The sequence below is a fragment of the Paenimyroides marinum genome (assembly GCF_900108395.1).
Lineage (GTDB): Bacteria > Bacteroidota > Bacteroidia > Flavobacteriales > Flavobacteriaceae > Flavobacterium > Flavobacterium marinum.
The window spans coordinates 1-13921 of the sequence record NZ_FNXE01000004.1 but is presented as its reverse complement, the minus strand read 5'-3'; the positions used below and the strand labels follow the sequence as shown (position 1 = coordinate 13921).

General features: G+C 36.7%; 7 protein-coding genes. All 7 read left to right on the top strand.

What is annotated here, in order from left to right:
• Window positions 1-52: 52 nt before the first annotated feature.
• The 7 genes from BLW20_RS02200 to BLW20_RS02170 all read left to right on the top strand — a co-directional run bounded on the left by BLW20_RS02200 (window position 53) and on the right by BLW20_RS02170 (window position 13807).
• Window positions 53-2860, top strand: a complete 2808-nt coding sequence (locus BLW20_RS02200; RefSeq protein ID WP_091095869.1) for a TonB-dependent receptor — start codon at window positions 53-55, stop codon at window positions 2858-2860.
• Between the two features lie 191 nt (window positions 2861-3051).
• Window positions 3052-3861, top strand: coding sequence for a siderophore-interacting protein (locus BLW20_RS02195; RefSeq protein ID WP_091095867.1), 810 nt, complete (start codon window positions 3052-3054; stop codon window positions 3859-3861).
• A gap of 370 nt (window positions 3862-4231) precedes the next feature.
• Complete coding sequence (locus BLW20_RS02190; protein ID WP_245725258.1) at window positions 4232-6997, top strand: TonB-dependent receptor; 2766 nt, start codon at window positions 4232-4234, stop codon at window positions 6995-6997.
• 3 nt (window positions 6998-7000) lie between these two features.
• Window positions 7001-8227, top strand: a complete 1227-nt coding sequence (locus BLW20_RS02185; protein WP_091095865.1) for a DUF4876 domain-containing protein — start codon at window positions 7001-7003, stop codon at window positions 8225-8227.
• A 9-nt stretch (window positions 8228-8236) separates the two neighbouring features.
• On the top strand, window positions 8237-9781 hold the full coding sequence (locus BLW20_RS02180) for a DUF6850 family outer membrane beta-barrel protein (protein ID WP_091095863.1): 1545 nt from the start codon (window positions 8237-8239) through the stop codon (window positions 9779-9781).
• Window positions 9782-9783: 2 nt separating this feature from the next.
• The gene (locus BLW20_RS02175; protein WP_091095861.1) at window positions 9784-10926 is read left to right on the top strand and encodes a cytochrome-c peroxidase; all 1143 of its coding nucleotides are present in this window, start codon (window positions 9784-9786) and stop codon (window positions 10924-10926) included.
• 106 nt (window positions 10927-11032) lie between these two features.
• A complete protein-coding gene (locus tag BLW20_RS02170; RefSeq protein ID WP_091095859.1) occupies window positions 11033-13807 on the top strand; it encodes a TonB-dependent receptor in 2775 nt (924 codons plus the stop codon).
• The last annotated feature ends 114 nt before the right edge of the window (window positions 13808-13921 follow it).

Genomic DNA, 13921 nt, shown 5'->3' with positions numbered 1-13921 from the left:
AAAAAGCGATTTTTCAATTTTTTATGAAGCATCGCTTTTTTACTTTTGTAGTATGAAAAAGATATTATTGATAGTGCCCTTTTTAGTGTTCCTGATTTCACTGGGCAGCTCGGCGCAAAACATACAGATAAAAGGAAAGGTAATCGATGAAACAAAAGCACCTGTTTCTGACCTAACGGTTTATTTGTCTAAAGCAAAAGATTCTACCTTAATTCAATACGCCACAACCGATGTTGCCGGCTTGTTCTCAATGGATTTAAAAGCTGTTGAAGAGCCTTCTTTTTTAACCTTTTCACTACTTGGTTTTATAGACAAAGTAGAAACGTTTGATAAAATAACCGAAACAAAAGATCTGGGTACGTTAACCATGGAAAACGATTCTGATGTGTTGTCTGAAATTGTCATTGTGACTGATACACCCATTCGGGTGAAAAACGATACGTTAGAGTTCAATGCCAAATCGTTTAAAGTACGTCCTGATGCCAATGTAGAAGCGTTATTGAAAGAATTGCCGGGTGTAGAGATAGATGCCGATAAAAAAATAACGGTGAACGGCAAAGAAGTAACACAGATTCTGGTCAACGGAAAACCGTTTTTTAGTTCAGACGGAACAATAGCCCTGCAAAACCTGCCAGCCGATTTAATCAAAAAAGTACAGGTAACCGATTATAAAACCAAAGCAGAAGAATTCTCTGGCAGAAAAGCAAAAAGCGACGATGCCAGTATTAACCTGACCATTGACGAAGAAAACAACAAAGGTTTAATGGCAAAATTAAATGCAGGTATTGGTAGCATTGTTGATAATGCCAACCGGTACGAAAGCAGCGGGCTGTTGAATTATTTTCAGGGTAATCGTAAAATTTCGATACTGGCATCGTCTAACAACATCAATTCCGAAGGTTTTTCAATGGATGAACTTTTTGACAATATGGGTGGCGGGCGTAGCCAGTTGTTCAGCTTTGGCGGTCGTTCGGGCGGGCCCGGTGGTTTTGGAAGCAACACCGGAATTATCCGTACCAACATGGTTGGTGTAAATTATTCAGACCAGTTTTTTAAAGACTTAGAAACCAATGCAAGCTATTATTTAAAAGATACCCAAAATAAAAATAACAACCGTTCGCGTGTGGTAAACTTGTTGCCCGATGGCGATTTTATTACCGAATCGCAATCACAGCGTTTAAACAATAATACCAACCATAATGCCAATGTGCGTTTAGAATACAAGTTAAACCCAACCACCAAACTGTTTGTAAATCCGCAAATTACCGCAAATAAAAACGAATTCAGTTCTCAAAGCACCTCGCAATCAATGGATGCCGATGGAAATCTTTATAATGAAAGTAATGAGAAATCGTTCTCGTCTGCAGATAGTTTCACGTTTACCAACTCTATTCAGTTTAATAAAAAATTAAACGATAACGGTAAAAACATCAGCGTGCAGTTAAGCAATAATAACAGCAGTACTACCGGAATTGGAAACACCAATTCGGCTACGTTGTTTTATCAGGATAATCAGGAAGACGATATCCGTAATCAGGAAGAACAATCAAAAAGTACCGCCGACAATTATAGCGTAACCGCAGAATATTCGCAACCTATCAACAATAAGGCATTTATTGATTTGGGGTACACGTTTGATTACAATAACCAGACCGATTTATTAAGTACTTATAATTTCAATGAAACAACTAATGGTTTTACCGATTTTAATGATCGCTTGTCGAACCAGACGCATACAAATATTGTTACCAATACCCCTTATGTGGGCATTAATTATCAAACCGATAAAATAGATTGGTTTGTTAATTCGGGTGTAAATGTTGCAAACTATAACGCATCTGCTACTTATATGGGTACAGATTATTCGGTAGATAGAAAATTTGTATCGCCTTATGTACGTGCAAATTTCAGATATAAATTGGACCGAAGCAAAAACCTGAGCTTTAATTACAATTATAATGTAACTAACCCCAATGCTACGCAGATTTTAGCTTACGAACGCTTAAACGACCCGTTGCAAACCTATATTGGTAACGAAAATTTAGAGCAGGCAAAATACCATTCGTTGCGTTTGGGATACCGTAATTTTAATTTCCAGATGCGTTCAGGGTGGATGGTCTTTGCCAACGCCAGTTTCTATGATTCGCAAATTGTCACATCGACCACTTTTGACGAAAACAGAAAACGTACCACAACCTATCAAAATGTTACAGGAGCATATACCACAGGACTTTTTGCAAACTGGAACAAATCGTATAAATTTAACGAACACAGCATTCGTTACGGTATTGGTGCCAATATAAGTTATGCTAAAGATAAGGGATATGCCAACGGAACCCTTTATGATGCCAACAGTTTAACCTTTAGACCCAACGTGTATGTTTCTTGGGATTATGGCGACTTGTTAAGCATTGCCCCATCATACAACGTTTCTATAAACAACACCAAATATCAAAATTTTCAATTGGCAAAAACCGATTATATCAAGCATAACGTAATGCTGCAAACCACAACTTATTGGCCCGAGAATTTTACATGGGGTAATGATTTCAGCTATACCTACAATACCAATATAGCCGACGGCTTTAAAAAAGATTATTTCTTGTGGAACACGGCAATATCTTATACGTTCTTAAACAAAGCCTTAACAGCCAAAGTAAAAGTGTACGATTTATTGAACCAAAACATTGGTACATCGCGTACCATTAATCCCACTACCATTGTTGACCAGGAAAATACCGTTTTAGAACGCTATGTCATGTTTTCATTAACCTGGAAATTCAACAAATTCGGAAACGCAAGCTCCAATCGTAACCGCGGCGGGCGTATGGGACCACCGGGAATGATGAGAGATTTGTAATTTTTTTTCATAAATATTGGTTAACGGACAAGAGTAAATCACTTGTCCGTTTTTCTATTGATCTGGCTTATCATTATTCCATCAACAAAATACCAATTATAAGTTAACCAGAGGAGAAGACTATGAATTTTAATTCATATCTTGTTGCATCGGTAAAATAAACACTTAATATAAAACAGAACATCAAAATTATGAACCCGCCAAAAATCCATAGAGACGTATTTATATTAGAAAAAAAAGAATACACCACACCACACATGATCCGCATAACCTTAAAGGGAAATGTACAACCTTACAAAGACTGCGTCATTGGCGTGAACAATAAAATTTTTATTCCTCCTGTAGCTGTAAAAAAAGTATATTTTCCGGAAACCGATACAGAAACGGGTAACGTGGTTTTACCAGCCGAAAACGTCCGACCGGATATACGCACATATACCCACCGCGGTATTAATATAGAAAACAACCTTTTAATAATAGATTTTGTAAACCATGGCGAAAACGGACCCGCTTCTCGTTGGGCACTCCATGCCAAGATAGGTGATGAGCTGGGTGTGGCAATGAAACTGAAAGATACACCTTTACATCCGCAAGCCGATTGGTATTTTTTAATTGGTGACGCCACCGCATTACCTGTTTTAAGCTGTATTTTAGAAGCGTTGCCCAAAACGGCAAAAGGACAGGTTTTATTAGAAGTCCCCACAGCAGAAGACGAGCAAGATTTAATAAAGCCAGAAGCGGTTGAGGTCATCTGGCTGCATAACCAACACCCCGAAAAAGGTAGTCAATTGGCACAAAAAGCACAAGAAATAATCATTCCTGCAACCCAATCTAAATTTGCTTATATAGCAGCAGAGTTTTCAACAGTAAAAACCTTACGCAATTATTTCCGTAAAGAACGTAAGTGGTCAACAAATGAACTCAACGCGTACTCTTACTGGAAAGCAGGTGTAGCTGAAGATAAATCAACTGCAGACCGCCAACAAGAAAAGAACAGCTAAAGTTAACACAAAACGTAGCAACAACTTTATAAAAGCTTCTCTGTCTTACCAAACCGTCACTTCGGGTAACGGGGTGTATCGAGAAGTCGGCATCTCATACCAAGAACCTTAAAAATGCCATGGAAGTACTGATTTCGTTGATAAAGATCACGTAATAGAACATTCTGAATGCAGTGAAAAATCTATAAAGTATTTGAAACCTTGCATGATAATGAATCGGCGTAATTCGTGACAAAAAACAAACACTTAAATTTTTATTCTTTAATTGAATGACACCTAAGTACTTAGGTTATTAAAAATAAGTCTAAATAAGTTTTGAAAATTTAAATGGTTTAAATACTTTTGCAACGGAAAAAAAGGCGTTTTTTAGATGTTTAAATTGTCAAAGTGTTTTTGGGTAATTTGTTTGTTTATAATGACTTGTGTGGGTTACGGACAGGGTTTTTCCTTAAATCTGACAGTTTCCGACAGTTTAAAAACAGCTGTTAACGACGCTTTTATAATTCTTACCAATGCGGATGGTTTTTCTCAGACGTATCAAACAAATACGTATGGAAAAATGTCTGCAAATTTACCTAAGGGGGTCTATCGCTTAGAGGTTAACCACGTTAATTACAAACCGTTTTCAAAAGAAATCAACCTGTCGCAAAACAGCTATGAAAGCATTTTGCTGCATTTTGACGGTAACCAGCTAGAAGAAATTGTGATTACTGCCAAAGAAAGCAAGGGTTTAATCACTTCATCTAAAATAGACCGGCAGGCAATGGCACATCTGCAGCCATCGAGCTTTACCGATTTATTAGAGTTACTGCCCGGGGGTAAAGCAAAAGACCCTGATTTAACAGGAACAAATACGATTACAATCCGCGAATTTGAAAAACCCACAGGTGATTACAATACCGGTTCTTTAGGTGTACAGTTTATGATGGACGGCAACCTGATGAATTCTGCTGCAGATATGCAGGTGTCTTCTTATAGTAGACACACGGTAGGGTCAGCAAATACAGTTACATCACGCAATACCACCACCACCGGTATAGATATGCGTACCATATCAACCAACGATATTGATAATGTAGAAATTATTCGCGGGATCCCAACAGCCTCGTACGGCGATTTAACTTCAGGCTTGGTTCTTATCAACAGAAAATCGGGCGAAACGCAATGGCAAAGCCGGTTAAAGATAGATGGATTTAGCAAAATGTACTATCTGGCAAAAGGATTTAAGGTTTCTGATAAATGGGACATCAATGCAAGTGTTGATTATTTAGATGCCAAAGCCGATCCGCGTAACACCAACGAAAATTATCAGCGTTTTTCGGGTTCGGTACGTTCTACTGCCTGGTTAAACGTGGGGAACAACCATTTAAAATGGCAAACCAATTTAGACTATAACTTTAGTATGGACGATGAAACGGTGGATCCGGACAGCGGCTATGCAAAGGTAGATGCTTATCTGAATAAAAAACAATATGTATCTTTAGCCAATAATTTTGATTTAAAAATTAAAAACGGATTCTTTAACCGTTTGCAGTTAAACACCTTCATTAAACAAGGTTACGAAGATTTAAAACAAACCAAGTTAACACAACTTTCCGGCCCAACGTCTATATCAATAGCAACAGAACCCGGGGTAAACGATGGATACTTTCCGGAGCTTACTTATATTTCTTACCTGAAAACCGAGGGACGTCCGTTGGATATGTCGTACAAATTAACGGCAGACGCATTGACTTTTACCGGAAACATATCGCACAATATAGAAGCCGGTTTTGACTTTAAGTATTCTAAAAACAACGGCCGCGGACAAATGTATGATGTTTTAAAACCGCCTTTCCCCACAATGGCAACCCGCCCCAGAGCGTACCGTGATGTACCTGCATACCAGAACATGGCTTTTTTTGTGGGCGACAGAATGCAATATGATTTTGAAAACCACGGTTTGATGCTGTATGCCGGTGCACGTATTTCAAAAATGTTAGGAATGCCTGATGCTTATGCATTAGGTGAAAAAATATATGCCGAACCACGCATTAATTTACAGTGGAATGCACCTGTGATGCAGATAGCCGGTAAAGATCTTAAAACCGATGTAACAGTGGGATACGGAATGTTATATAAGCAACCTACCCTAATGATGCTGTATCCTAACCTAATATACAAGAATTTCCAGCAATTAAACTTTTACCACAACAACCCCGATTTGCGTTATGTGAATTACATGACGTACGTGGTAGATGTTGCCAATTACGATTTGGTTGCGGCAAAAAACGTAAAAAAAGAAATCCGTTTAGATGTATCTTATGAAGGACATCAATTCTTTGTAACCTATTTTAACGAAGATATGAAATCGGGGTTCAGATCCGGAGCGTTTTTTCAAACGTTTTATTACAACCGGTACGATGCCAGCGGTTTGGATTTAGAAAACATGACCCAACATCCCGATATAAACGATTTGCCTTACGAACAGCAATACCAGTTTTTAGGGTTCAGTACCCAGCAAAACGGCAGCAGAACGTTGAAAAAAGGAATTGAGTTTGGGTACCATTCGCCTAGATTTAAAAGCATCAATACCCGCATTACCTTAAACGGTGCGTGGTTTAAAACGCTGTATGAAAACTCGGTACCCTATCACGAAAAGCCTACACAATCAATAGGCGGAATTTCGTTTCCTTATGTGGGCATCTATAAAAACGATGACGGTTATATTCACACAGGTTTAAATTACAACTGTATTGTTGATACCTATTTGCCTGCTTTGGATATGAACCTGTCTTTATCGTTACAGGGAACATTGTTCTTTGACAAAGAGCGTTCAAAAAGAATCGCCGAGCCTTATGCCTATTACGATAAAGACGGAAATATTTTTGAATTTACAGAGGCTGATAAAACCGATCTTTACAAACAATGGCTGGTACGCAATGTATCAGTAACAGATAATATGGCTACGAATTATACATTTGATGTGGTAGCAAACCTAAAAGCAACCAAGCGTTTATACAATAATTTAAAAGCATCGTTATTTGTAAACAGGCTGTTTAGTTATTATGCACCTTATAAATTTAATGGTAGAATAGTAGAACGCAACTTTTGGAACGAACCTTATTTTGGAATGGAATTAACTTTTAATTTTTAATATATGAATACCCGATTTTTATTTATGTTTTTAGCCGTAATGGGCTTAACCTTAACTACCGTTTCTTGTAACAGCGACGACGATGTTAACACTATAGTAGATAACACACCCAGTAAATTAACTTTAACTTTTACAGGCAGCAATATTGAAGCCATCACAACAATGTCGGTAGAATTTAAAGAAACCAATACCGGTGCTGTAACCACACAAGATTTTACGACAGAACCTTTTGAAACGGATTTGAAAAAAGGATCTTACACGGCAATAGCAAACGGAACGGTTAAATTAACATCAGGCGAAGAAGTGGAAGTAGCCGGAACTGCTGTTTTTGACTTAACCCAAGATACACAAAGTGTAAATATTAAACTAACTATTAAAGCGTTTAGCGAAGATTTTATTATTGAAGAAGTTTTTTTTACAGGAGTACAGACTAATGAAGGAAAAAATTACAATTCAGGAAAATACTTTAAGTTAACAAACAATACCAACAAAGTATTAAACACCGGTGGTTTATTAGTTATGAAATCAGAATTAACACCTTCGTCAAATCATGATATTTCTCCTGAAATCAGAGCAACCGATTTTGCCGTAAATGGTGTATTAATGATTCCTGCCGAATTAGGGAAAGAGGTAGAACCGGGCGATTTTATCGTGATTGCCGATATGGCAGCAGACCACAAAGCAGCAAACACGCCGGGATACAATTTAACAAATGCTGATTATGAATTTCCTAATTTAGAAAACGCAACCTTAGGTCAGGTTGATAACCCGAATGTACCTGATGCAGTGGTTATTTTTTCAACTATGAATTATAATATGTTCTTTATGAACAACCGTGGATTGGAGAGTTATGCTATTGCCCGTTTTCCTCAAGGCGAAACCGTTGAAAGCTGGTTGGCAAATTACAAATACGATTACGAATATCCGAATGCAGCAGGAGCAATCACTAAAAAAAGTGCGTATAAAATACCAAACAGCTGGATTTTAGACGGGGTAAACTGTGCCGTGCCTGCAACGTGGGAACACAACCCGTTACACGCATCTATTGACAGCGGTTACACATCTTGCGGAACAATAAACAGTGATCCGGAACGTTTTGGCAAAACAGTTCGCAGAATTTCTATAGGCACAATGGAAAACGGAAAACCAATCTATAAAGACACCAACAACTCTGATGTTGATTTTACCAAATCATCGCCATCAAGCTTTGCAAACGGAATTGTTCATTAATAACAAACGATGTCAGCCAATTATTCTAAATTTTTAACGTTTATCATTTGCTGTCTGGGTATTTCCACCCAGGCACAAGATTCGCTTTCTCTGTATCAAAACATAGAAAACCAGTTGACCCAATTTAGAATTTTAAATAGTGAATATTACTGTAATCCGGCAAATATGGCGGGTTACAGTACATATTCTTTTTCAAACATAGGTTTAAATTATCAAAATTTAAATAAAGAGACGTATTTGCTGCAAGAAGGTAAATCGCACAAAACCTTTAGTTTATACACCAATTCTTATAAAGCAATAACTAAAAATACCACGCTTTGGGGTGGTGCATCTTATACCAGTACCCAAACTAAAAACGTACAGTGGAACAACACGCTTGATTTAGACCGGACTGCTTCGATGGTTATAGCAGATTCGGTGGGTGGTACCATGAATTTACAGACATACCGTTTTAACGGCGGGTTGGCAAAAAACTTTACTAAATTTACGTTAGGCGGTGAGGTGGCATATAATGCAGATTTGAGTTACAAAACACAAGATCCGCGACCTAAAAACGTTACTTCGGATTTGTATTTAAAAGTAGGAGCTACGTACCATTTGAACAGTAATTACAACATTGGATTATCAGCGGGAATCAACCGTTATATTCAAACATCAACCATAAAATTCTCAAGTGAAGTGTACCAAAATGCTTTGTATCAGATGAATGGATTGGGTACTTATAATTTTTATTTCAGCAACAAAACAGAAAACGCTTTTTATAGCGATTTTTCGCACCACTATCTTTTCACTTTTGGTACAGCAGACGATCTATTTACTGTTACTGCCGGAACGTTGTTTGGAACTTTAACCAAAGATGTTACTATAGGCAACAGTACCAGTACTGGCAATAACTCTTACGAAATTAACAGGCTGGAATTAAGAAAGAACTTTGCAAGCATTATCAAGGTTTTTAACCTGACAGATTCTTATAAAATTGGCGGAAAAATAAATTACCATAAAACCAACAAAACAGGAACCGAAGTATTGTACTCTAACAATACCGGTATATTGCAAAAAATATTAGAAAAAGAAAATTACGAATTTTCAAACAGCGAACTTTCCTTCAATGTCGTTTTGCAGTATCAAAATAATGGTTCAACCGTTTATTTACAGCCATTTTATACGGTTTCACAAACAAAAGAAAGTAAATATGATCCTGCATCACAACAAAATTTTGATGATTATTTTGCAGGCATCAAATTATGGTATTTGCAACAGTTAAACAAAACCAACAGCTTAAGTTTTACCGCCGATATTTATCAACGAACGGTAAAAAAAGCGTCTGATTTAAACATGCTGACCTTATCTCAGCACCAGGGAATCAACCAATGGTTAATCAACGATTATAACATTAAAAACACCAATTATAAAGCGGTGCAGGCAGCTTTAAGATATGACGTTAAAGTGCTGCCAAAACAATCTATTTATGCTATCTTTGCACTTGATTATTTTAAGTTCTCTAACAGTGCGGTTAATACACAAAGCACATTTAGTTTAGGCATTACTTTTTAAAAATGAACAAATTCTTAATTTTAGTTGTAGCGGTTGTATCGTTAGTGTTATTTGGTTTTTTTCCTGCAGTAAGTTATTACACGGCAAACAATCCTGCGTATGATTCCATCGTTCCATTATATAAAAAGCCAATAAGCCAATGGCCGGCACCTACCATTGATGCTGGTGTAAACTGGCAAGAATTTGAAAGCATAAAACGCGATTCAAACTATTTTAAAACACAAGACTTGCCCGATGTTATCTTAGGCAAAATGTTGTTTTTTGATCCCAAGTTGTCTAAATCAAATCAAATATCGTGCAGTACGTGTCACGACCCTGAAATGGGGTGGACAGACCGTCGCCGTGTGGGGCTTGGGCACGACCATTTACAAGGTGCAAGAAACACGATGTCGCTTTTTAACATAGCCGACCGCACATCTTTTTTCTGGGACGGAAGAGCCGAATCATTAGAAAAACAGTTAAGAGAACCTATTGCTGCCCATAACGAAATGGCAATGAATTTAGACAGTGTGGTTGTAAAACTAAATAAAATAGAAGCATATAAACCGTTATTTAAAGATGCTTATGGAAGTGAAAAAATAACTTTTGACGGTATTGCAAAAGCATTGGCAAGTTTTCAAAGAACCATTAAAAACCAGCCCAGCCGTTTTGATAAATTTATTGATGGAGCGCATGATGCTCTTACAGAACAGGAAATTTACGGGATGCATATTTTCAGGACAAAAGCCCGTTGTATGAATTGCCATTCGGGTAAAAACCTGACAGACGAATCGTTTCACAACATTGGTTTAACGTATTATAAACGTAAATACGAAGATTTAGGCAGATACGAAATCACAAAGTTACCCGAAGATGTGGGTAAGTTTAAAACACCAGGCTTACGCGATTTATTGATAACCCGCCCGTGGATGCACAATGGCTTATTTGATAATTTAGAAGGTGTGGTAAATATGTATAACAGCGGTATGCACATGATTGATCCTACAGAGGAGCAGAAAAAAGCAGATGGATTATATCCTGTTACTGATGAACTTTTAAAACCTTTGAATTTAACACCGGAAGAAAAAAAGGCATTGGTAGCTTTCTTAGAATCGTTATCGGGAACAACTTATAAAATGCGTCGTCCGGAATTCCCGGTGGAATAAGTTTTAGTGTAAAAATGCAAAAAGTGTGTGAAAAGTGATTTACACATTTTTTTTATATACTTTTTTTTAACACTTTTGCGTTACACTAAAACTAATAACATTTTATATGAAAAACTTGCTAAGCATTTTTGCTATTATTTGTAGCACTCTTACATTTGCTCAAAAAATTGAATTAAAAGGAAAAATTACCGATACCGATAAAAAACCCGTAGAAGCCGCAACGGTGTATCTCTCTTCTAAAAAAGATTCAACTTTAATTGATTATACCATTACCGATGTTTCAGGAAACTTTAAAATGCCGGTAAAAACAATTGAAAATCCTACTTTTGTTACAATATCTTCTATTGGTTTTGAAGACTTCTCTAAAGAATTCGAAACCATTAAATCATCTGTGGATTTGGGTACCATACAGCTCATTCCCGGTAGCGACGTATTAGAAGAACTGGTTATCACTACCGATGCAGCACCTGTTCGGGTAAAAAAGGATACATTGGAATTTAACGCTGCTTCGTTTAAAGTGCGACCGGATGCTACGGTAAAGGAATTGTTGGAACAATTGCCGGGCGTTGAGGTAGACGATGAAGGCAAAATAAAAGTAAACGGAAAAGAAGTAAGCAATGTTTTGGTCAATGGGAAACCATTTTTTAACGAAGACGGAAAAGTAATTTTAGAAAACCTACCTGCCGAAATCATTAATAAAGTACAGGTAACTGATTATAAATCTAAAGAAGAAAAACTTACAGGTGCATCAACTACCGGTGAAACCCAAACCATAAATCTAACAATTGACGAGGATAAAAACAAGGGACTCTTTGGGCGTTTTATTGCAGGTTACGGTACCGATGACCGGTACGAATCGTCTATGCTGTTTAATTATTTTAAAGGCGATTTCAAGGTTAGTGTTTTGGGTTCGTCAAACAACATCAATTCCACAGGCTTTTCTACCAACGAGATTTTTGACAATATGTCGGGCGGACGAAACAATTATTACTCATCGTCTTCTGATGGTTCATACAGCATCAACGGATTAGAATTTGGAGGTGGAAAGGGGATTTATCAAACAGATATGATCGGTGTTAATTACGGCGATAATTGGGGTAAAAAGAATAAGGTTAGCATGAACTATTTGTTTAACGAGGTAGAGAATAACAATACCAACAAAACGCGAATGGAGAATTTATTGCCCGATAACCGCTACATAACAGAATCAGAATCAAAGCTAAAATCAAAAACAGGCAACCATACCTTTAATTATGATATTGAGATGGAGCTAGATTCGTTAACCACTTTAACCATTGTACCAAACATTAAGAACACTAATAGTACTAGCAGAAACAGTGGTTTTAGCGAAACACGTAACGAAATGGGCGAACTATTGAACAAAAGCAATAATACCGATTTTTTAAGTGTTGATAATACAATTTTTAGTAATGAGTTTTTAGTGGCACGCCGTTTTAAACGCAAAGGGCGTAGTTTAAGCATTGGCTTTAATAACGAAAACAGAAAAAACACAACCGATCAGTTAAAAGATGCGGCGGCTTATTTCTATCAAACCAATTTGCCCGAAGATATTCGTAACCAAAGCATTAACACTAACAGCCATACCGATGCTTATACCGTAAATGTAGTGTATCGTGAGCCTATTGCACCTAAACAAACGTTAACTTTTATGTTTAACAATACCTGGACTAATGAATACCAAGGGCGTGCTACTTACGATTTTAATACTGCTACTGGTAATTATAGTAATTACAATAACTTATTATCGTTTCAAAATAGTTTAAAAGGCGTTAAAACAGCGCCATCGGTAGGGTATCAAATCAACGGTGAAAAGTATTTTTTTAGCATAAACAGTGGTACTACTATTAACAACTATGATGTATCATCGCTTTACAATAACGAACGCTATTTAAACCAACGTTTAGATATTTTGCCAAGCGTACGTACGTATGGTAACTACCGTATTGGTAAATCAATGAGTGTTTACGCTAACTACTCGTACACAGAGACTAGTCCTTATATGGCACAGTTGTTAGAATATGTAGATTTATCAAGCACTTTATCAACCACACAAGGTAATAAAGATCTTAAAACAAGTACACAACACAGTTTTTACTTAGGTTTTAATAACTATGACTGGCAATCGCGTTCGGGTTACTATTTATATGCCGGCGGTAGCTATAATGCAAGAAGTATTGGTATGGTAAGCACTTTCGATGAAAACTATTTTAGCACCATAACTTACACCAATATTAACGATACGTATTACTATTGGTCAGGTATTAATTATAGTAAAGATTTTAAGTTAAGCGATAAAAACAAACTAAGTATTGCTGCTGGTTTAGATTTTAATGGCAATAAAAACAAAGGAATACAAAATAATATTTGGTACACATCTAACAACACCTCTTTAAAGCCCGAGGTTAGCGTTACCTTAGATTTAAATAAAAAACTTATCCTAAAACCAAGCTATAGTTATGATATTAACTATATGAAATACGATAATTTGCCTATACAAAAAACCAATTACTTTGTTCATAACGCAGGATTTATGGCAACAGCGTACTGGCCTAAGAATGTAGTTTTTGGTAGTGATGTTATGTATCAATACAATTCTAACATTGCCAATGGTTTCAAAAAAGATTATTTATTATGGAACGCCAGTTTGGGATACAACTTCTTAAACGAACGATTCCTTGCAAAAGTAAAGGTGTATGATATATTAAACCAAAACCAAAGTGTACGCAGAACAGCCACACCAACCAGTATTTATGATTCTGAGGACACCATTTTAAAACAATACGTTATGTTTTCACTTACTTACAAATTAGAAAAATTTGCCGGTAAAAAGAAAAGCAGATTTAATATTGATGAAGACTAATGTAAACAAAGAGGCTGTCCCAAAAGGGCAGCTTCTTTGGTTTATGGATAATATAGGTTTTATGCAGCTACTTTATAAGATGGGTCAATTCTGACAAAAACAGCATTTTTTTGA